Source organism: Mesorhizobium sp. M0184, from assembly GCF_040322215.1.
GTDB lineage: Bacteria > Pseudomonadota > Alphaproteobacteria > Rhizobiales > Rhizobiaceae > Mesorhizobium.
In genome coordinates this window covers 1-20,544 of the sequence record NZ_JAMYSZ010000012.1, presented here as the reverse complement: position 1 = coordinate 20,544, position 20,544 = coordinate 1, and the positions used below count along the sequence as shown (strand labels likewise).

At 62.2% G+C, this 20,544-nt stretch carries 17 protein-coding genes; 3 read left to right on the top strand and 14 right to left on the bottom strand.

Features of this window, described 5'->3' with window-relative positions; genetic code table 11:
* Positions 1-7 precede the first annotated feature (7 nt).
* Both NKJ23_RS16495 and kynU read right to left on the bottom strand, forming a co-directional pair.
* Complete coding sequence (locus NKJ23_RS16495) at positions 8-838, bottom strand: hormone-sensitive lipase (RefSeq protein WP_352681148.1); 831 nt, start codon at positions 836-838, stop codon at positions 8-10.
* 96 nt (positions 839-934) lie between these two features.
* Positions 935-2,182, bottom strand: coding sequence for a kynureninase (gene kynU / locus NKJ23_RS16490; RefSeq protein WP_352681147.1), 1,248 nt, complete (start codon positions 2,180-2,182; stop codon positions 935-937).
* Between the two features lie 448 nt (positions 2,183-2,630).
* Here kynU and lexA point away from each other — a divergent pair, with 448 nt between their 5' ends.
* Positions 2,631-3,365, top strand: a complete 735-nt coding sequence (lexA, locus tag NKJ23_RS16485; RefSeq protein ID WP_352448829.1) for a transcriptional repressor LexA — start codon at positions 2,631-2,633, stop codon at positions 3,363-3,365.
* Here the strand turns inward: lexA and NKJ23_RS16480 are convergent.
* Positions 3,359-5,824 (bottom strand): ComEC/Rec2 family competence protein, encoded by a 2,466-nt coding sequence (locus NKJ23_RS16480; RefSeq protein ID WP_352681145.1) that lies wholly within the window; start codon positions 5,822-5,824, stop codon positions 3,359-3,361. The genes lexA and NKJ23_RS16480 overlap by 7 nt on opposite strands.
* Before the next feature lie 96 nt (positions 5,825-5,920).
* On the opposite strand from NKJ23_RS16480, the gene gltX reads away from it, so the two are divergent.
* Complete coding sequence (gene gltX, locus NKJ23_RS16475) at positions 5,921-7,342, top strand: glutamate--tRNA ligase (protein WP_352681143.1); 1,422 nt, start codon at positions 5,921-5,923, stop codon at positions 7,340-7,342.
* A gap of 179 nt (positions 7,343-7,521) precedes the next feature.
* On the top strand, positions 7,522-8,850 hold the full coding sequence (gene gltA / locus NKJ23_RS16470; RefSeq protein ID WP_023674946.1) for a citrate synthase: 1,329 nt from the start codon (positions 7,522-7,524) through the stop codon (positions 8,848-8,850).
* A gap of 107 nt (positions 8,851-8,957) precedes the next feature.
* Here the strand turns inward: gltA and lpxB are convergent, their stop codons facing one another.
* From lpxB to pyrH, 11 genes are all read right to left on the bottom strand, one after another.
* Complete coding sequence (lpxB, locus tag NKJ23_RS16465) at positions 8,958-10,124, bottom strand: lipid-A-disaccharide synthase (protein ID WP_352681142.1); 1,167 nt, start codon at positions 10,122-10,124, stop codon at positions 8,958-8,960.
* Positions 10,114-11,016, bottom strand: coding sequence for an LpxI family protein (locus tag NKJ23_RS16460; protein WP_352448825.1), 903 nt, complete (start codon positions 11,014-11,016; stop codon positions 10,114-10,116). Before NKJ23_RS16460 ends, lpxB begins: the two co-directional genes overlap by 11 nt.
* Before the next feature lie 6 nt (positions 11,017-11,022).
* Entirely contained in the window at positions 11,023-11,856 is an 834-nt protein-coding gene (gene lpxA, locus NKJ23_RS16455) for an acyl-ACP--UDP-N-acetylglucosamine O-acyltransferase (protein ID WP_352681140.1), read from the bottom strand.
* Between the two features lie 13 nt (positions 11,857-11,869).
* Positions 11,870-12,334, bottom strand: coding sequence for a 3-hydroxyacyl-ACP dehydratase FabZ (gene fabZ / locus NKJ23_RS16450; RefSeq protein ID WP_023674942.1), 465 nt, complete (start codon positions 12,332-12,334; stop codon positions 11,870-11,872).
* Positions 12,327-13,385 (bottom strand): UDP-3-O-(3-hydroxymyristoyl)glucosamine N-acyltransferase, encoded by a 1,059-nt coding sequence (lpxD, locus tag NKJ23_RS16445; protein ID WP_352448823.1) that lies wholly within the window; start codon positions 13,383-13,385, stop codon positions 12,327-12,329. The genes fabZ and lpxD overlap by 8 nt, the downstream gene beginning before the upstream one ends.
* 181 nt (positions 13,386-13,566) lie before the next feature.
* Positions 13,567-15,930 carry an outer membrane protein assembly factor BamA gene (gene bamA, locus NKJ23_RS16440; protein ID WP_352625621.1) on the bottom strand — a complete coding sequence of 788 codons (2,364 nt, stop codon included), beginning with the start codon at positions 15,928-15,930 and terminating at the stop codon, positions 13,567-13,569.
* A gap of 217 nt (positions 15,931-16,147) precedes the next feature.
* Positions 16,148-17,290, bottom strand: a complete 1,143-nt coding sequence (rseP, locus tag NKJ23_RS16435; RefSeq protein WP_352455753.1) for an RIP metalloprotease RseP — start codon at positions 17,288-17,290, stop codon at positions 16,148-16,150.
* A 104-nt stretch (positions 17,291-17,394) separates the two neighbouring features.
* Positions 17,395-18,228, bottom strand: a complete 834-nt coding sequence (locus NKJ23_RS16430; protein WP_352681137.1) for a phosphatidate cytidylyltransferase — start codon at positions 18,226-18,228, stop codon at positions 17,395-17,397.
* A 3-nt stretch (positions 18,229-18,231) separates the two neighbouring features.
* Positions 18,232-18,954, bottom strand: a complete 723-nt coding sequence (locus NKJ23_RS16425) for an isoprenyl transferase (protein WP_352681135.1) — start codon at positions 18,952-18,954, stop codon at positions 18,232-18,234.
* A gap of 32 nt (positions 18,955-18,986) precedes the next feature.
* Positions 18,987-19,541, bottom strand: a complete 555-nt coding sequence (gene frr / locus NKJ23_RS16420; RefSeq protein ID WP_084640965.1) for a ribosome recycling factor — start codon at positions 19,539-19,541, stop codon at positions 18,987-18,989.
* A 91-nt stretch (positions 19,542-19,632) separates the two neighbouring features.
* Positions 19,633-20,355, bottom strand: coding sequence for a UMP kinase (pyrH, locus tag NKJ23_RS16415; RefSeq protein ID WP_023674934.1), 723 nt, complete (start codon positions 20,353-20,355; stop codon positions 19,633-19,635).
* Between the last annotated feature and the right edge of the window lie 189 nt (positions 20,356-20,544).

Sequence of the window (20,544 nt, the reverse complement as noted above, 5' to 3'; positions counted from 1 at the left end):
ACCTGCCTCACTCCGAGATCAAGGTCCGGGTCAGCGGATGGTCTGGATCGGCCAAACCGTCGATGATGTTGAAATGATGCCGGTCAGGCTCGACCACCGAGCTGGTCGCGGTACCCAGGCCGATCCAGATGTTGGCCAGCAACGCGCTCTGACGCAGGAATTCGGCGCGCTCGCCGCCGCCGGCCCAGCAGGTCAGGCGGGCCTTGTCCATCGGGCGCAGCAGCACCGGGCTTTCGGCCTGCGCCTCGGCCTCATCGATCGCGATCGTCTCGTTCATGCCGGTGCGCATGATCGGGCGCAAATCATGCACCCCCGAGATCGACACCACGTGACGAACGCGCCGGACCACTTCGGGCGCCAGCGGCGTCGTGGCCGTAACCATCCGGCTAACAAGATGGCCGCCGGCCGAGTGTCCGGTCAGCATCAGCGGCCCTGGGACCATCGCCGCCGCCTTGCCGATCGCCGCGCCGACTTCCTTGACGATGCCGCCAATGCGTATCTGCGGACAGAGCGTGTAGGACGGCATCGCCACCGCATAGCCGCGATCAACAGGGCCAGCGGCAAGATGCGACCAGAAATTCTTGTCGAATTCCATCCAGTAGCCGCCATGAACGAACACCACGAGTCCCTTGGGCTTGATGGCCGGCAGGAAAAGATCGAGCCGGTTGCGTGGGTTGTCGCCATAGGCCATGTCGAGCCGCGCCCTGCCCTCGGTCGAAAGCACGTCGCGGAAAACCCGCGCGGGCTCGGTCCAGGCCGCCGGCCAGCGATCGCTGCCGGCTATGTTGGCGCCGTTGGCATAGGCGTTGTCCCAATCGGCAATGTGACGTTCGAACACCCTGCGCCCTCCCTGGCAATATGGCCTTGCAACGTAGCCGTGAGCATCGCGCGGCGCGTCGTCGCCAGCCTCACGATTCCAGCTCTCGCATCAATCTCAAGTGACAGCTGCTTTGATTGCGAAGCGCGCATCCTTCCACGCACCGGTGCGGAGGATATCCTCAAGCACTTTGACGGCCTGCCAGACATCGGCATAGCTGACATAGAGCGGGGTGAAGCCGAAGCGCATGGTCGATGGCGCGCGAAAATCGCCGATCACGCCACGTTCGATCAGCGCGCGCATGACCTGGTAGCCATGCTCATGCATGAATGAAATCTGGCTGCCGCGTTTTTCCCCATCGCGCGTGCTTTCGAGCGTGAGCCCGTAAGTGCCGCACTTTGCCTCGACAAGCTCGATGAACAGATCCGCCAGCGCGATGCTCTTCTTGCGCACCGCCGTCATGTCGACATCGTTCCAGATGTCGAGCGCGCCCTTCAGCGTGCGCATCGACAGGACCGGCTGGGTGCCGCACAGAAACCGGCGGATGCCGGTGCCGGCCGCATAGCCTGGCTCGAAGGCGAAGGGCCGTGCATGGCCCCACCAGCCGGTGAGCGGCTGCTGGATGTCGGAAAGATGCCGCTCAGCCGCATAGATGAAGGCAGGCGCGCCCGGGCCGCCATTCAGATATTTGTAGGTGCAGCCAACGGCAAAATCGGCGTTTGCCTTGTCGAGCTCGACTGACATCGCGCCGGCGGTGTGGCAGAGATCCCAGACGATCATCGCCCCGGCTTCCTGAGCCCTGCGCGTCAGCGCCGGCATGTCGCGCAGTTCGCCCGACTTGTAGTTGACGTGGTTGACCAGCACCACGGCGGTGCGTTCGTCGATCAGCTCTTCGATGGTCGGCGCGTCGACCCCCGAGAGGCGCAGCAGCGTATCTTTTCGCGTCGAAACCACACCCTCAGCCATGTACAGGTCCGTCGGAAAACTATCGCCCTCGGCGACGATGACCTGCCGCTCCGGTCGCATGGCCATGGCGGCGTGCAGCAGCTTGTAGATGTTGACCGATGTCGTGTCGCAGACCACCGTCTGGCCGGCCGCGGCACCGATCAGGCGCCCGAGCTGGTCGCCAAGTTCAAGCGGCATGTTGAACCAGCCGGCCGTGTTCCATGCGCGGATGAGATCATGCGACCATTCTTCGGTCGCGGCCTTGTGCAGTTCATCGAAAGCGGCACGTGAAGCAGCTCCTAGCGAATTGCCGTCGAGATAGATCACTCCTTGCGGCAACACGAAGCGGTCGCGCATCGCGCGCAGCGGATCTGCGGCATCCATCGCCTTTATGGCGGCGAGATCGGGAATTCCTGTCATGATTTGCCTGCTCCCCCCAAAAGTTCAACGCAACGCCGGACACGCATCGACTGTTCTTCCATCACCTGGTTGCGCGCAGCAAGGCTCCACCGGCGAGAAGCAGCCTGACCAGGCGACTGGAAACCAGGAGTTAACCCGAGGTTGGCGTTTTGAGTTCGTTTCGTTCACGGTGCATTGACCGAACCGCGCAGTCGATACGGGTTCAATTCCGTGCCCTTTGCCGACTGACGGCCGATGCCAGTGCTGCCTTCTGGGAAGCCAGAAGGCGCAAACGAAAGCAGAATCAAGGGGATGACGCTCGCGACGGTGAAAATGCGGCATTCCGGTAGGGGCGTGGTTTGTTTCCCAAGCCTTAACGCATTCATTAAACTTTAAACAGTTGCGGAACACAACTGGAACAGATAGTGTTTGTTCTGGGTTTGTTTTTCTGATTCTGTTGGGGGTCGCTATGCTGACACGCAAACAACACGAACTGCTTATGTTCATCCACGAAAGGTTGAAGGAAAGCGGTATCCCGCCTTCCTTCGACGAGATGAAGGAAGCGCTCGACCTGGCTTCCAAATCCGGAATCCACCGGCTGATTACGGCGCTGGAGGAGCGCGGCTTCATTCGCCGTTTGCCCAACCGGGCCCGTGCGCTGGAGGTGCTGCGCCTGCCTGACTCGATCGCCCCCGGCCTCAATGCGGCACGCAAGTTCTCGCCGAGTGTCATCCAGGGCAGTCTTGGGCAAGGCGGTCCTCGGCAAGGCAAGCCGACATCGTCGCGCGTGCCCGCAGCCGGAAATGACGACGATGTCGTCGCCGCCGTTTCGATCCCGGTGATGGGCCGCATCGCCGCCGGTGTGCCGATCGACGCCATCCAGCACCAGACGCATTCGATTTCGGTGCCGCCGGATATGATCATGGGCGGCGAGCATTATGCGCTCGAGGTCAAAGGCGATTCGATGATCGAGGCCGGCATTTTCGACGGCGACACGGTGATCATCCGCAATGCCGATACGGCGAGCCCCGGTGAGATCGTGGTGGCACTGGTCGACGAGGAGGAAGCGACGCTGAAGCGGTTCCGCCGCAAGGGCGCCTCGATCGCCCTGGAAGCCGCCAATCCGGCCTACGAGACGCGCATCTTCGGACCAGACAGGGTCAAGGTGCAAGGCAAGCTCGTCGGACTGATCCGCCGCTACTGAGCTCCGCCCTTGGCGCCGGCTTTGGGGTTGTCGGCCCTGCGGTATGGCGGCAGGCCTCGTGCCGCGCGTGAAAATTTCCGCTGCACGTGCCAGGGCCGGTATGATTTTTCGACCGCGAAACGGATTTCGGCGCGCGTTGCCGCTTGTGGATCGAAGTAGACGGCGGCACTTCCCGCGTGCGCCAGTTGCCGTTTGGTGACGACGAGGACCAGCCGGTCGTAGTAGCAGGGGTTATGGGCGGTGGCGTCGTCGATGACGATCAAGCTGGCAAAGGCGCAGGCTGGCCGCGCAGTATCGCGGTCCTTGGCTTGCGCGATGATCGCGCCGGATGGATGCCTGGCAAGGCAGAGGCCATCCGTGCAAATGAACGGCATGCCCGGCGGTAGGTCGGCCGGATCGGCAATGTCGAATTGCGGGTCGTTCTTTCCAGGTGTTTCCGGCGCGACGATAGCCTCGGATGTGAGCGCGCGTTTCCAGTTGTCGATGGTGAACTCATTCGGGCGTGCCCGGTTGACCGCGAGTTCACCGCTGCCGATCGGCAGCGCGACCAGCCGTGCGTCCTCCGAGACCAATACGTCGGGTATGCGTGTCTGCGTTGTCGTCAGCAAGCCGGCGAGCGCAAAAGGAAGTGCCGCCAGCCGCAACCAGGTCGTCGCCATGCTGGCAATGACGAGGGCGATCGTCACCAGAAGGACGGATCTCAGCGAAATCAGCCCGACCGCATCGATCGGCGAGCGCTCCGAGATCCACCCGGACAGGGCGATCATCGCCGTCAGCCCCTTGCCCATGACATAGAGGAAAGGGCCATCCGCACCGAACGGCATCGCCAGCGCGCTGAGAACGGCGAAGGGCATGACGACCAGTGAGACGATGGGCATGATGGCCAGATTGGCGAACAGGCTGAGCGGCGCCACGCGCTGGAAATGCCATATGGCGAAAAGCGCTGTGGCGCTCCCTGCAATGATCGAGGTCATCGCCAGACCGCACATGCCCAGCAGGACCTTTCGAGTGGCAAAGCGTTGCGGCGACAGCCGCGGCGGCGGCGTGGTGGCCCTGCCGGCGCGGTAATCGGACCAGCCTGCATAGGCGCCGACAAGGGCCGCCGTCGCGGCGAAGGACATCTGGAAACTCGGACCGACCACCTCGTGCGGCGACACCAGGATGACCGCGATGGCCGAGATCGCCAGGTTGCGCATGGTGAGCGCGGCCCGGTCGAACAGCACGGCGATAAGCATCACCGCCAGCATGATGAAGCTGCGTTCGGCCGCCACGACAATGCCGGAAAAGACGAGGTAGGCCGCAATCGAAAGAAGCGCGGCGGCCGCGGCATATTTCTTGACCGGCCGTCGCGATGAGAAATCGGGAAACAGCGCAAAGGCACCCCGCAGCAGCGCCATGATGGTGCCGGCGACCAACGCCATATGCAGCCCCGAGATGGAGATGATGTGGTAGATGCCGGTGCGCCGCATCGCTTCGTTGATCTCCTCGGGAATGCCGGCGCGCACGCCGACGATCAACGCAGCAGCAATCTCGCCCTCGGCACCGCCGATGCGGCTGCGGATATGGTCGGCGATGGATTCGCGCGCGTCTTCGATCGCGGAAGAAAGCTGCGCGGCAAGCGGCATGCTGCCCGACGACACGACTTTCGGATTGCCGAGAAAAAAGCCGCTGCCGCCGATACCGGCGAAATAGCTGTCGAAGGAGAAATCATAGCTGTCGGGCCGCACCGGGCCGGTCGGCGGCAGCAGCCGCACATAGCCGGTGATCTCGGAACCGGCGGTCAGCTCAGCCGGTATCTTCATCGCCGAAACGCGGACCCGTTCCGGCATGTAGCGCAGTGTCGGCCTGGCGGTTGAGATCACATCGATTGTCAGCCTGATGCGGCCGCTCGCCATGGGCTCGTACGATACGACGCGACCCGTCAGCCGCGTCGAGATTTCGGAACCGAGCATATGCGTTCCGACACGCCATGTCTCGAACTTGGCGGCAAGTACGCCAAGCGCGCAGAGCAGTGCCACCATGAAGCACAGGCGCGTCCTGGGCCATGACCGCGAGACGACGGCACAAAGGGCCGCGAGGAGCGCGATTGCGATCGGCTGTGGAAAGGCCGGCTCCACCGACAGCCCGAAATATACGACCACCCCGCATGCGAGGAACACCGGCACCAGCAGGAAGGCGATGCCGCGGTCGAGTTCCAGGCCGGCTGCCGAGGTTACGCTGTTGCGGATACGGGACGGTGACGGGAGGCGGAAACGCCTGGGCAGGCGTACGATGGGCTCGCCCGCGGGCACGAGAACCGTTGCTGGGTCGCTGGCCGGCAGCGACGGAGCATCGAAGCGCGGAGCGGGTAGCAATGCCGGTGCCGGCAGGACAGGCGGGGGAGCGGCAAACAGCAAGCGTTCGCTGACGCCGCTGCCAACGTCCTCGCCCTCGCCCGCACCACGGCCTCGCACAGCCATCGGGTCTGCCCCTTGCGCCCTCGACCTCCTATGCTACATGAACGCGCAACGCGCGAAAGTCCGCAAACCCACTTCCTTCGCCCGCCTGAGAGTTCCATGCCCGATAAGGTCGTCACCCGTTTTGCCCCCTCGCCCACCGGCTATCTGCACATTGGCGGCGCGCGCACGGCGCTGTTCAACTGGCTGTATGCCAAGCACACAGGCGGCACGATGCTGCTGCGCATCGAGGACACCGACCGCGAGCGCTCCACCGATGCGGCAAGCGCGGCCATTCTCGACGGGCTTTCCTGGCTTGGCCTGACATGGGACGGCGAGCCGGTGTCGCAATTCGAGCGTGCGCCGCGCCATCGCGAGGTGGCCGAGGAGCTCGTTCGTATGGGCAAGGCCTATTATTGTTATGCGACGCCTGCCGAACTAGAGGCAATGCGCGAGAGCGCACGCGCCAAGGGGCTGCCTCCCCGCTATGATGGACGCTGGCGCGACCGCGACCCGTCGGAGGCGCCGCCCGGCGCCAAGGGGGCGATCCGCATCAAGGCGCCGACAGACGGCGAGACGGTGGTGCATGACCGCGTCCAGGGCGACGTGCGCTTTCCCAACAAGGATCTCGACGATTTCATTATTCTGCGCTCGGACGGCAATCCCACCTACATGCATGCCGTCGTCGTCGACGATCACGACATGGGCATCACCCACATCATCCGCGGCGACGATCATTTGACCAACGCCGCACGCCAGACCGTAATCTATCAGGCCATGGGCTGGGAGGTGCCGTCGATGTCGCATATCCCGCTGATCCACGGTGCCGACGGCGCCAAGCTGTCGAAGCGGCACGGTGCGCTTGGCGTCGAAGCCTATCGCGCCATGGGCTACCTGCCGGAGGCGCTGCTCAACTATCTGGCGAGGCTTGGCTGGAGCCACGGCGACGATGAGATCATGTCGATCGCCGACATGATTGCATGGTTCGACATTGGCGACGTCAACAAGGGCGCCGCCCGTTTCGACTTCGCCAAGCTCGAGGCGCTTAACGGCGTGCATATGCGCCGGATGAACGACGCGGCGCTGCTCGACATCTTCATCGCCACTCTGCCCTATCTTGAAGGCGGCCCGTCAATCGCCGCGCGCCTCGACGACAGACGCAGGGCGCAACTGCTTGCCGCTTTGCCGGGCCTGAAGGAGCGCGCCAAGACGCTGGTCGAACTTGCTGAAGGGGCTGCATTCCTTTTCGTCGAGCGGCCGCTGCCGGTCGACGAGAAGGCGGCGGCGCTGCTCAGCGGTGAGGCGCGCGCGATCCTGCGGGGCGCTCATGCGGCACTAGCCACGGTTTCGGAGTGGTCTGCCGCCTCAGCCGAAGCCGCGATCCGCGACTATGCGCAGGCCGCCGGCCATAAACTCGGCGCCGTGGCCCAACCTTTGCGCGCCGCGCTCACCGGCAAAAGTACCTCGCCAGGTGTCTTCGATGTGCTGGCCGTGCTTGGCCGCGAGGAAAGCCTGGCGCGGATCGCTGATCAAATCGATTAGCAAACTGGCCCAAGAAGATTGGCATTGAAAGGTGTGTTTCGCAGTGCAACATTGGGTCTTGGCCTAATCTGCCGCGCAGATTCAATTGCGGGCGCAAATGTGCGTATTCCGATGCTTTTGACGTGTTGGGTTCAGATATTTTGCCTTTGCCGGCCTGAGGAAACAAAAAGGAGTTTGCTATGACCGAACCTGCGACAAAAATGGAATTTGGCGGCAAAACCCAGGCATCGACGGCCAAGCTGGAACTCGGCGGCAAAACCCATGAATTCAAGATACGAAGTGGTTCGGTAGGACCTGATGTCATCGACATCGGTTCGCTCTACAACACCGCCGGCGTCTTTACCTACGATCCCGGTTTTACGTCGACGGCGAGCTGCGAATCGGAAATCACCTTCATCGATGGCGATGCCGGCATTCTTTTGCACCGCGGCTACCCGATCGACCAATTGGCCGAGCACGGCGACTTCCTCGAAGTCTGCTATCTCTTGCTCTATGGTGAACTCCCGACCAAGGCGCAGAAGGACGATTTCGACTACCGGGTGACGCGCCACACCATGGTGCATGAGCAGATGTCGCGCTTTTTCACCGGCTTCCGCCGTGATGCGCATCCGATGGCGGTGATGTGCGGCGTGGTCGGCGCGCTGTCGGCCTTCTATCACGATTCCACCGATATCTCGGACCCCTATCAACGCATGGTCGCGTCAATGCGGCTGATCGCCAAGATGCCGACGATCGCGGCGATGGCCTATAAATACCACATCGGCCAGCCATTCATTTACCCGAAGAACGAGCTGAATTTCGCAGCCAATTTCCTGCATATGTGCTTCGCCGTGCCTTGCGAGGAATACAAGATCAATCCGGTGCTGGCCCGCGCGATGGAGCGCATCTTCATCCTGCACGCCGATCACGAACAGAACGCCTCGACTTCGACCGTCCGCCTGGCCGGCTCGTCGGGCGCCAATCCTTTTGCCTGTATCGCTGCCGGCATCGCCTGCCTGTGGGGTCCCGCACATGGCGGCGCCAACGAGGCAGCCCTGAACATGCTGGGCGAGATCGGTCATGTCGATCACATCCCGGAATTCATTGCGCGCGCCAAGGATAAGAACGATCCGTTCCGATTGATGGGATTTGGCCACCGCGTTTACAAGAATTACGATCCGCGCGCCAAGATCATGCAGAAGACCGCGCACGAGGTCCTGGGCGAGCTCGGCATCAAGGACGATCCACTGCTCGACATCGCCATGGAGCTGGAAAGGATCGCACTGACCGATTCCTATTTCATCGAGAAGAAGCTCTATCCGAACGTCGATTTCTATTCCGGCATCACGCTGAAGGCGCTGGGCTTTCCCACCACCATGTTCACCGTGCTGTTCGCGGTCGCCCGCACCGTCGGCTGGATCGCGCAGTGGAAGGAGATGATCGAGGACCCGCACCAGAAGATCGGTCGCCCGCGCCAGCTCTATACCGGCGCGCCGGAACGGGACTACGTGCCAATCGCGAAGCGGTGAAGGTGGTGAATGGTGAATGGTGAATGGTGAATGGTGAATGGTGAATAGCGAAGCGTCGCTCCCTGTCCATAGAAACCACTATTCACAATTCACTATTCACAATTCACTCACTTCCTCACCATCCCCATCACCACACCCGCGGCAATCTCGCCTGACGGCTTGGCGGTTGCCATACGCCCGGCAATGTCGGCAAAACCGTGCTTCTGCCAGGTGCGGTAGGCGGTATCGGAGAACAGCGCTTCCAACTGCCGCGCCAGATAATGCGGCCGCACATATTGATTGTAGTGTTCCGGCACAACGGGCCGGTCGGCAATGAGATTGGGCAAGGCTGCGCTCCATACTTTGATCAGCGGCTGCGCGATGCGCATGACCGGATCGAGCCGGTAGCAGGAGATCATCGGCACACTCGCCAGTGCCAGTTCCAGCGATACTGTCCCCGATGCGATCAGCGCCGCATCGGCCTTGCCGAAGGCCTGCCATTTGCGTTCGGCATCGAGTATGATCTCCGGCTTCTCGTCCCAGCTCGCGACCGAGGTCCTGACCAGATCGGCGACGTGCGGCACCGTCGGCAACAGCAGGCGCAAGCGGTGCCCGCGCGCCCGCAGGATCGACACCGTCTCGCCGAACGGCCCGACCATGCGTCGCACCTCACCACGACGCGAACCAGGCAGTACAAGCAACGTTTTGACGTGATCTGCGGACAGGTCACGCGGCTGCGCCTGCGCCCTGGCGGCACTGATTATGCCCGGATCGTGTGCAAGGCGATGCCCGACATAGGTGCCGGGCGGCCCGCCCAGGCGAGCGAGTTCCTTCACCTCGAACGGCAGGATGCAAAGAATGTGATCGACATATGGCTTCATCGCCGCCGCCCTGCCCGGCCGCCAAGCCCACACGCTCGGGCAGACATAGTGGACGATCGGGATAGTCGGATCGGCGGCACGCACCTTCTTGGCGACGCGCAGCGAGAAATCCGGACTGTCGATGGTGATAAGGCAATCGGGCTTTTCACCGGCAATCCCGTTTGCCGGCTGTCCGATCCGCCGCATCAGGCGCGGCAGGTCGCGCAGGATGGCGCTAAGCCCCATCAGTGCGATCTCGCTGCCGTCGAACAATGGCGCCAGGCCGAGCGCCTGCAAATGGCGGCCGCCGATGCCGACAAGCCGAACTTCGCGCCCGGTCATGCGCTTGAGCGCCTGCACAAGGTCGGCGCCAAGCAGGTCGCCGGACTCCTCGCCGGCGACGACGGCTATCTTCAACGGCCGCTCATTCGCCATGCGCCGGCTCCGCAGCAGGCAGGCCGATTACGAACAGGCCGAGCGCATTGGCACGTCCGATGGTGGCGGGACCTTCGAGCACTAGCGAGCGACCGGCTTCGACGGCAATGCCGGCCAGTCCGGCGGCATGCGCCGCCTCGACAGTCAGCGGGCCGATGGAGGGCAGATCGGCACGCAGTTCCTGACCGGGCTTGGCGCATTTGACCAGAACACCGCGGCTCCCGCCGGCCAGCCTGCCGTGCCCGCGCAACTCCCTTGTCCGCTCGAGCAGCCCGTCGGTGCCTTCGACGCCTTCCAACGCAATGGCGCGGCCGCCGACCGCAACAGCCGCTTGGCCGATATCCAGCGCGCCGATGGCTTTTGCCGCCGCGTGCGCCGCCTCGATGTCGCGCCAGTCGGATTTGCGTGGCGCCGCCTTGGTCAGCAGGCCTTCGGCGGCGACCAGCTCCGGCACGATCTCGTGAGCGCCGACGACCTTGATGCCGCTGCGCTCGATCCTGCGCACGAACAGTTTCAGAACCGTATCGTCCCCCCGGGTTACACCGACGAAGAGGCTGGGTAGCCACGCGAGCAGGCCCAAATTGAGGCGCATGGCGCTCAGCCTGGGGCGGCGCGTGATATGACCCGCGGTTACGAGATGCGTAACGTGATGCCGCTTAAGGATCGGCAGCAGCGACCCGACGTCTTCCAGCCTCAAGGTTGCCTGCTCATAGGGCTCGAAATCGGCTATGCGATCGACCTCGCCGGCCGCCATCACGACGAAGGGCAATTTGCCTTGCCGGGCGAGCGCTCGGGCAATTTCGACCGGGAGACTGCCGCCGCCGGCGATGATGCCGACCTTGGCATCTGGCGCGAGATCAAGGCCCTTTCCGGCAGCCTCAATCTTCGTCATCTGCCCTCAGTCTTCATCATCGGTATCGTCGCCGTCGCTACCCTTGAGCGACGGCACGGCGTAGTGCCGCTTGCCGCGACCGGCGATGAAGTCGACGATCTTCATGGCAGTCGGCGACGAGGCGAATTCCGCCTTGGCGAATTCGATGTTCTCGCCGACGGTCCGGGAGCGATCGAAGATCGTCTTGTAGGCTTTGCGCAGCAAGTGGATCTCCGAACGCGGCAGGCCGGCGCGCTTCAGGCCAATGATGTTGAGGCCGCGAAGGCTGGCACGGTTGCCAACGGCGATGGCGTAAGGAATGACGTCGCCGACGATCGCCGAGCAACCGCCGAGAAAGGCGTTATCGCCGATGCGGACAAACTGATGAACCGCGGTAAGGCCGCCGATGTAGACATTGTCACCGACTTCGCAATGCCCGCCTAACGTCGCTTGATTGGCGAAGGTGGCGTTCTTGCCGACCACGCAGTCATGGGCAATATGGGCATAGGCAAGGAAATTGCCGTTGTCGCCGATCGTCGTCTCGCCGCGGCTGGAATCGGTGCCGACATGCATGGTGACACCTTCGCGGATCGTGCAGTTCTCGCCGATCACCAGCGTGGTACGGCCGCCCTTGTGCTTGGTGTTCTGCGGCGGCCCGCCCAGTATCGCCATCGGATAGACCTTAGTCGATGCACCGATGGTGGTCGCGCCAATCACCGAGACATGGCTGACCAGTTCGACGCGGTCGCCGATCACGGCGTCGGGGCCGACGTGACAGAAGGGCCCGATGCGGGCGCCTTCGCCGATTTGGGCGCCTGCCTCGATGACCGAGGATGGATCGATGACTGTCTGGATTTTCATTAGCATTCGTTTGTCAGCCGCTTGCGACCATCATCGCCGAGATCTCGGCTTCCGCCGCCTTGGCGCCATCGACGAGGGCCTCGCAAGCGAATTTGAGAAGATTGCCGCGTTTCTTGATTTTCTTCACATGAATTTTCAGCTGGTCGCCTGGAACGACCGGCTTGCGGAACTTGGCATTGTCGATGGTCAGGAAATAAACCAGCGACGGCTTTTCCGTACCAAGGCTGCGGATGCAGATGGCGCCGGCCGTCTGCGCCATCGCCTCGATGATCAGCACGCCGGGCATGACCGGCTGGTCGGGGAAATGACCTTGGAAATGCGGCTCGTTTATGGTGACGTTCTTGATGCCGATGGCGGATTCGTCGCCATCTATGTCGACAATACGGTCGATCATCAAGAACGGATAGCGGTGCGGCAGGAGCTTCATCAGCCGCATTATGTCAACCGCTTCGAGTGTCGCCGCTGCGATGTCAGCCATTTCCCCCCTCACCCTGTTTGCGCGTCCGTGCAAGTCTGCGCAAGGCCGCTATCTCGCGCATCGCTTCCGCCATCGGCTGCGCCGGATATCCTCCCCAAATCTCACCGGCAGGCACATTGCTCATAAACCCGCTTCTTGCCGCAAGCTTGGCCCCGGACCCGATGGTCAAATGATCCGCAAGGCCGACACCGCCACCCATGGTGACGTTGTCGCCTACCGTCACGGAACCGGAAATACCCGAAAGCCCGGCTATTATGCAATTGCGGCCGATGCGAACGTTGTGCGCGATCTGCACCAGATTGTCGATCTTGGTGCCCTGGCCGATGATCGTGTCGGACATGGCGCCGCGATCGACGGTCGTATTCGACCCGATCTCGACGTCGTCCTGGATGATGACGCGGCCGATCTGCGGAACCCGCTCCGGACCCTTGGCGCCGGCCACGAAACCGAAGCCATCCTGGCCGATCCTGGCACCGCCATGGATGATGACGCGATTGCCAATCAACGCATATTGCACGCTGGCACCTGGACCGACATAGCCGTCGCGGCCAATCTGCGAGGACGGACCGATGACCGCATGCGGGGCAATGACGGTCCCGCTGCCGATGGCAGCGCGAGGTCCGATGATCGCACCCGCTTCGATGATCGCACCGGCCTCGACATGGGCAGTCGCATCGATATGGGCGTGCGGCGAGATACCGGTTTCGCCGGTCATCGGTCCAGGCGTTGCAGCCGCCGGAAAAAGCAGACGTCCGACCATTGCGAAGGCCTGCTGCGGGCGCGGATGCACCAGCACTGCGATGCCCGCCGGCGCCTTGCCGGCAAATTCGGCAGGGCAGAGAACCGCCGCCGCCCGCAGTGACTGCATCAGGGCGAAATTGCGCCTGCCATCGACGAAGACAAGGGCGTTCTCGCCGCCTTCGTTGGCGGGCGCCAGAGCCTCGATCGATACATCGGAGAGACCGGAATCAACAAGCGTCGAACCGGTCAGATTCGCGACTTCGCCGGCCGTATACCGGCGTGAGGGCGCGAAGAACACCGGATCGGTCATTCCAGAAGCAATATCCAGCTAGCGCATGACCCCGAAAATCGGAAATCGACCCTCGGAAAGGATCATGCGCAAATCAAAGTGCTACAACGTCCTTTGCGCGTCCGATAGGACGCGCTGCGCTGTAGTGTCGGATCACTGCCATCCGGATCCAAACGAGCCGGAAGCATCATTGCCCGCTACATCAGAAGCGGGTCGATATGCCGAAGTTGAATTCCTGCACGTCGTCGGTCTTTTCTTTCTTGACCGGGATCGCATAGTCGATGCGGATCGGGCCGAAAGGCGATGCCCACATCAAACCGACACCGACGGAAGCGCGCCATTCCATGCCGGTTGTCGAAGAATTGACAAGGCCACTTGCGATTTTGCTGCCGTAGAGCGTTGCCGCATCGGCGAACACAGCGCCACGCAAACCGAAGCTTTCGGGGATGACCGGCAGCGGGAACTGAGCTTCCGCCGAGGCATTGAAGTAGGTAGTGCCGCCGAGATGGTCATTGCTGTTGTCCGAAGCAACCGGGCCGATGCCGCCATATTCGAAACCGCGGATCATACGGTCGCTGCTCTGGAAATGGTCGAAGACGCGCAGATCGCCGTTGCCATATCCCTGGACATGGCCAGCGCCGCCCGAAACGAGGCCCACCAGGTCCAATTGTTCGGACAACGTCTGATAAATGCTGCCGCGCGCCGTGACCTTGATGAACTTGGCATCGCCGCCGACGCCGGCCACTTCGGTGCCGACATTGGCATAAATACCGTCATGCGGGTTCTTCATGTCGTCGATGGTATTGTAGATCAGGCCGAGGCTGACCGAGGACTTGAGCCATGGGCTCTCTTCAACGCCGTTTACGATCGCCTGGGAGACGTCGCAGGTGCCACCATTGATAACGGGAACGCAGCCCTCGTCGAACTCGTACTTCTCTTGCGCAATATTATAAGCCAGCTGCGTTGAGATGTTGTCGGTGATCGGCAGACCGAAGCGGACGGTCGCGCCTGTCGTGTCGCTGTCGTAATGGTCGTAGTTTCGGCTCTGCTTGTAGATGTCGAAGCCGGCCGCGATCCGGCGGCCGAGGAAATAGGGTTCGGTGAAAGAGAAGCTGTAGTCGCGCGAGTTCTTGCCACCGCCCGCCGCCACCTTGATGAATTGGCCGCGACCGAGGAAGTTGCGCTCACTGACGGAACCTTCGACGGACGGACCTGACGTTTCACCGCCGCTCGAATAACCGGCGCCGACCGTGAACTCACCGGTCGATTTCTCGACCACATCGACCACCAGCACAACCTGGTCCGGCTCAGAACCCGGAACGGTGGAAATTTCGACTTTTTCAAAATAATCGAGCGCTTCCAGCCGCCTCTTCGCGCGCTGGATGAGCACCTGATTGAAAGCATCGCCTTCGCTGACATCGAACTCGCGGCGAATGACGTAGTCGCGCGTCCGATCGTTGCCGCGAATCTCGATGCGCTCGATATAGGCCTTGGTCCCCTGATCGACCGTATAGACGACCGAGATCGTGTGGTTCTCGAAGTTGCGGTCGCCGCGCGGCGTCACCTGGGCGAAGGCATAGCCGGATCCAGCGACCTTTTCGGTCAAGGCGATGATCGTGTCCTCGACGTTCTTGGCGTTGTAGACATCGCCCTTGTGGGTCTCGACCACCGATTCAAGCGACTTGGCGTCGACCTCGGGGATCGTGCTTTCGACGCTGACATCCCCGAACGTATAACGCTCGCCCTCCTGTACCGTGATGGTGACGGTGTATTTGTTGGTGGTGTCGTCGAGTTCGCCGACAGCCGAGACGACCTGGAAGTCGGCATAGCCGTGATTATAATAGAAGCGGCGCAGCAGCTCCTGGTCGGCGCGCAGCTTGTCCTCGTCATAAACGTCGTCGCGCAGCACGAACGACAGGAAGGACGAACGCTTGGTGGAGATGATGTCCGACAGCCGGCGGCTCGAATAGGCGCTGTTGCCGACGAAATTGATCGCTGCGATCTGGGTGCGGCCGCCTTCGTTGATGTTGAAGACCACGTTTACCCGGTTGTCGCCGAGATCCATGATCTGGGTGGTCACGGCGGCATCGTCGCGGCCGATACGCCGGTATGCGGCCTTGACCGCCTCGACATCGGCATCGAGCTGCTGTTGCGAGAAGGTGCCGCGCGGCTTCAATTGCACCGCGGCCTCAAGCGCGTTGTCCTTAAGCTTCTTGTTGCCCTGGAACAGCACCTGGTTGACGACCTGGTATTCGGACACCTTGATGACCAGCGTCGATCCGACCTGGTTGATCTGCACATCCGAAAACAGCCCGGTGCCAAACAGCGCCTTGACCGCATCGTCGATATCCGAACTGGAAAACGCCTTGCCGGGCTTGATCGTCACGTAATTGCGGATGGTGTCCGCGTCGACACGCTGATTGCCGGTGACTTCGACTCTGGAGACGACAGCCGCCTCGGCGGCCGATGTGGCAACGAACTGCACTGCGAGCGCGCCTGGTACAACCAGAGCGGCGGACATAGCCACCGCGGACGCGGCGCTCAGAAACTTGGATGCTGCCTTCATCGGGCTTTTGTACCTTTTCTCGAAGTCCCCACGGCGAGAAAACCGGACGTGCGGTAATTTCCCCTACCGTATTAACCGGATTTTCCCTACACGCAAGGCTTCTGGTTAATTTGTATTTACTTAACCCTGAGGCGTGGCTTTCGCGTCACGCATATCCCCACGCATGGTAAACGGCGTCTCAACATTGCTCGTGCCGAAGCCAAATTCCTTCATGATTTCAGCACCCAAACAGATCGTTCCAGAAAACAAAGCCCATGAACCCGAGCACCAATATGAGGCCGCTTCGGTAAGCCATTTCCATCATGCGTTCGGACACCGGCCGCCGGATGACAGCCTCCACGCCGTAGAACAGAAGATGCCCTCCGTCGAGGGGGGGAATCGGCAAAAGGTTGAGAATCCCTATCCCGACTGACAGGAATGCAACAAGCTGCACGAGCCATTCAAAGCCGAGCTTTGCCGCCTGACCCGACATCTTGGCGATCTTGATGGGGCCGCCCAGCTGGCACTTGTCCTCGCGACCGACAACGAAACGTTGCAGGAACTGGCCGGTACGCTGGATGACGTGTCCGGTTTCCTGGACCGCTGCCCCGACCGCCCCGGCCGGACTGTAGGTGATCAGCCGTGGCTGGCCGAGTTCCTTGTTGTTGACGACGCCGATCACGGCCACCTGGACCTTGTTGCCCAGTGCGTCTTGTTGTTCCATCAAGCGCGGCGTCGCCGTGACGGTGATTTCCTTGCCGGCGCGTAGCATGACGAAGGTGATGCTGTCGCCGGCGCGGCCAGAGACCAGACGCTGGACGTCGGCAAAGGTCTCGACCTTGCTGCCGTCGACGCTGACGAATCGGTCGCCGGGCATGATGCCGGCCGCGGCGGCCGGACTGCCGACGGTGACCTCAGCCACCATCGGCTCCAGCACGGGCCGGCCATGGACGGAAAACAGCACGGCAAAGACGGCGATCGTCAGCAGGAAGTTGAACAGCGGCCCCGCCACGACGGTCGCCGCGCGCTTCCAGATCGGCTGCGTGTGGAAGGCAACCTTGCGTTCTTCGTCGCTCAGCGCCTCGATCTCCTCCGAGCTGGGCTGGCTCGACGTCGCGTTCATGTCGCCGACGAACTTGACGTAGCCGCCGAGCGGTATGGCGCAAAGCTTCCAGCGCGTGCCGCGGCTATCGTTGAAGCCGATAATCTCTGGGCCGAAACCGATCGAAAAGGCTTTTGCGCCGATACCGCACCAACGCCCGACGAGGTAATGGCCCATTTCGTGGACAAAAACGACCACGGTCAGCACGAACAGGAAAGGCACCAGCGTGCCGAGGACAAAGCCGTCTGTGCTGAAAATCGCGTGAAAAATCTCGTTCAATTCATGCCCTCAAATTCATCCACGGCACAGATCACGCCGCGACTGTGACATCAATCCAGGCGAATCCATGACGCAGCCCCGCGCCGGCCCACCGACGATGCCGTTCAAACCGGAAACAGCCCCTGTGCCGGATGGTCGGCGGTCGCGGAAATCCAGCCGATGACGTATAGGGCGAAAGCCGCCGCGACAAGCCCATCTACCCGATCCATGATGCCGCCATGGCCGGGTATCAGCGTGCCGGAATCTTTACGGCCGTGGCGTCGCTTGACCCATGATTCGAACAGGTCGCCGGCCTGCGCGACAATCGAAAGCACCAGTGCGACCACGCCAAGCACGACGAGGTTGCCCGTTCCGGCTACGGCGGCCAGAAGCAGCCCGGCCACTACGCCGCCGACCACCCCACCGAGCGCCCCGCTCCGCGTCTTGCCCGGCGAGATCGACGGCGCCAGCCTTGGACCACCGATGGAGCGGCCGACGAAATAGGCAAAGATATCGGTCGCCCAAACCACGGCGAATAGGAACAGAATGGCCAGCAGCCCTGAATGGTCGCCGTTACGCAAGAAGGCCAGCGACAAGCCGGACACGGCCGCATAGGCAAGGCCGGATGCTTCCCACGGTCCTGCCCTGCGCATGGAAGAAGCGACGGCAGTGACAGCAACCAGAGCCGCGACGAGCGGCAGCAGCAAAGACGCAGGCAGGCCGGCGACGAGGGCACCAATAAAGACCACGATCAGCGCCTCGGGCAGAAAGCCGAGACCTGCCGTGGCACCAGCACCTGCCGGGGCAACGGGGCGGCTCATCCGCGTCCACTCGTAGAAGATCACCGCCGCCATGGCGGCGCAAAGCAACCGGAAGGACAGTCCGCCGAGCCAGGTCAGGGCAAGCGTGACGATGGCAAGCACGACGGCCGAAATGACCCGGAGTTGGAGGTTGCTCATTCCTCAGCCTGAGGCGACATCTTGGGCGGCAAGTCCGCCGAAGCGGCGCTCGCGGCCGGCGAAATCGCGCAGTGCATCGGACAGGTGCTCGCGACTGAAGTCGGGCCAGTAGCAAGGCAGGAAAACGAGTTCGCTATAGGCGGCCTGCCATAACAGGAAGTTGGACAGCCGAAGCTCGCCGCTGGTGCGGATGACCAGTTCCGGGTCCGGAATGCCCTCTGTATCGAGCGAGCTGGCAAAGGAATCGGCCGTGATCGCCTCGCTCTCGATCTCACCGCGCGCCGCCGCCGCTGCGAGCTTGCGCGCGGTGCGCACGATCTCGTCGCGCCCGCCGTAATTGAAGGCAATGACCAGTGTCAGCGCCTCGTTGCTGAGAGTGAGCGTTTCGGCTTCCTCGAGCAGCCCCCTTATGTCGGGCTGCAGCCCTGCCCTGTCACCGATGACCCTGATCCGCACCCCACTCTGGTGCAGCTCGGCGAGGTCACGTCGGATGAAAAGCTTCAGCAGGCCCATGAGGTCGCTGACTTCGGATTTCGGCCGTGACCAGTTTTCCGACGAAAAAGCGTAGACGGTCAGGAAGGAGATGCCGAGGCCGGGGGCGGCGCGAACTGTCTTGCGCAGCGCCTCGACGCCGGCGCGGTGACCGGCCAGCCGCGGTAAGCCGCGCGCCTTGGCCCAGCGTCCGTTTCCGTCCATGATGATCGCGACATGCGCGGGCGTTGCCATATTCTCGCTTCCGGGCCAGGCGTGGCCAGACCCTAGACCTGCATGATTTCCGCTTCCTTGTCGGAAAGCAGGTGGTCGATGGTGCTGATTGTCTCGTCGGTCAGTTTCTGAACCTGGTCGGCCCGTTTGCGATGGTCGTCCTCACTGATGTCGCCGTCCTTTTCCGCCTTTTTCAGAAAGTCCATGCCGTCCCGGCGAACGTGGCGTGCGGCGACGCGGGCATTCTCGGCATAACCGTGCGAGATCTTGACCAGCTCCTTGCGGCGCTGTTCGTTGAGCTCGGGCAGCGGAATCCTGAGATTGGTACCGTCGACGATAGGATTGAAGCCGAGATTGGCTTCACGGATGGCGCGGTCGACGGCGCTGACCATCGACTTGTCCCAGACCGAAACCGAAATCATGCGCGGTTCCGGCACCGACACCGTTGCCACCTGGTTGATCGGCATGGTGGTGCCATAGGCCTGCACCTGGACGGCATCGAGCAGGTTGCTCGACGCGCGGCCGGTGCGCAGCGAAGCCAGATCATGCTTGAACGCGGCGATCGCCCCGTCCATGCGCCGTTTGAGATCGTCGTACTCGCCACTCATCATCGTCTCCTCGACCCGTTAACCCGGGTTCACTGCTTAGGCCCTGTTCGAGCCTCATCCGCAACCGGTCCCTTTCGGGTTCATGGTCCGGTCAATCATCTGCGACAACCGTGCAACGGCCGCCGCCCCTCAGGATATCGCCGAAGCCACCCTTCTCGTGGATCGAATAGACGATTATCGGAATGTTGTTTTCGCGCGCAAGTGCAATCGCCGCCGTATCCATGATCGAAAGCCCGCGTTTGATGACTTCGTCATGGCTGATCCGCTCGAAACGTGTCGCATGCGGGTCCTTCTTGGGATCAGCCGAATAGACACCATCGACCTGGGTGCCCTTGAACAGAGCATCGGCGCCGATCTCGGCGGCGCGAAGGGCTGCAGCCGAATCGGTGGTGAAGAACGGATTGCCGGTGCCGCCGGCGAAGATGACGACCTTGCCCTGGTTCATGTAGGCGGTCGCCTGACGCTGCGAAAAACTTTCGCAAAGCTCGGGCATGGCGATCGCCGACAGCACCACGGCGTCGACGCCGATCTTGTTGAGCGAGGTGCGCAGCGCCAGCGAATTGATAACCGTGGCAAGCATACCCATATGGTCGCCGGTGACGCGGTCTCCGCCTTTTGACGCAACCGCGACGCCACGGAAGATGTTGCCGCCGCCTATGACGACACCGACTTCGATGCCCAATGCGCGGGCCTCGGCGATGTCGGCGGCGATGCGGTCGACCACCGATACGTCGATGCCGAAATGCTGCTCGCCCATCAACGCTTCGCCCGACGCTTTCAGCAAGACACGTCGGTAGAGGGGCTTCACCGTCATCTGGTCCTCGTCATCGTGCGTGTGACGCGTTTCGGTGCGCCCCGAAACACTGGGCGTTCCGATACACGAAGGGGGCCCCGCTTACACCCCCCGGCCCCCCCCGGAAATTTTAGAAAGTGGCCCCGAAATCAGAAATACAACACCCGCCCAAATTCAAACCATGACCACCTACCGCAAAAAAAATTAAGA

What these genes read in the sequence shown, in the direction of transcription:
- kynU (WP_352681147.1), bottom strand. Translation starts at nt 2,182, where the DNA reads ATGACAGGAATTCCCGATCTCGCCGCCATAAAGGCGATGGATGCCGCA.
- lexA (WP_352448829.1), top strand. Translation starts at nt 2,631, where the DNA reads ATGCTGACACGCAAACAACACGAACTGCTTATGTTCATCCACGAAAGG.
- NKJ23_RS16480 (WP_352681145.1), bottom strand. Translation starts at nt 5,824, where the DNA reads ATGGCTGTGCGAGGCCGTGGTGCGGGCGAGGGCGAGGACGTTGGCAGC.
- gltX (WP_352681143.1), top strand. Translation starts at nt 5,921, where the DNA reads ATGCCCGATAAGGTCGTCACCCGTTTTGCCCCCTCGCCCACCGGCTAT.
- gltA (WP_023674946.1), top strand. Translation starts at nt 7,522, where the DNA reads ATGACCGAACCTGCGACAAAAATGGAATTTGGCGGCAAAACCCAGGCA.
- lpxB (WP_352681142.1), bottom strand. Translation starts at nt 10,124, where the DNA reads ATGGCGAATGAGCGGCCGTTGAAGATAGCCGTCGTCGCCGGCGAGGAG.
- NKJ23_RS16460 (WP_352448825.1), bottom strand. Translation starts at nt 11,016, where the DNA reads ATGACGAAGATTGAGGCTGCCGGAAAGGGCCTTGATCTCGCGCCAGAT.
- lpxA (WP_352681140.1), bottom strand. Translation starts at nt 11,856, where the DNA reads ATGAAAATCCAGACAGTCATCGATCCATCCTCGGTCATCGAGGCAGGC.
- fabZ (WP_023674942.1), bottom strand. Translation starts at nt 12,334, where the DNA reads ATGGCTGACATCGCAGCGGCGACACTCGAAGCGGTTGACATAATGCGG.
- lpxD (WP_352448823.1), bottom strand. Translation starts at nt 13,385, where the DNA reads ATGACCGATCCGGTGTTCTTCGCGCCCTCACGCCGGTATACGGCCGGC.
- bamA (WP_352625621.1), bottom strand. Translation starts at nt 15,930, where the DNA reads ATGAAGGCAGCATCCAAGTTTCTGAGCGCCGCGTCCGCGGTGGCTATG.
- NKJ23_RS16430 (WP_352681137.1), bottom strand. Translation starts at nt 18,228, where the DNA reads ATGAGCAACCTCCAACTCCGGGTCATTTCGGCCGTCGTGCTTGCCATC.
- NKJ23_RS16425 (WP_352681135.1), bottom strand. Translation starts at nt 18,954, where the DNA reads ATGGCAACGCCCGCGCATGTCGCGATCATCATGGACGGAAACGGACGC.
- frr (WP_084640965.1), bottom strand. Translation starts at nt 19,541, where the DNA reads ATGAGTGGCGAGTACGACGATCTCAAACGGCGCATGGACGGGGCGATC.
- pyrH (WP_023674934.1), bottom strand. Translation starts at nt 20,355, where the DNA reads ATGACGGTGAAGCCCCTCTACCGACGTGTCTTGCTGAAAGCGTCGGGC.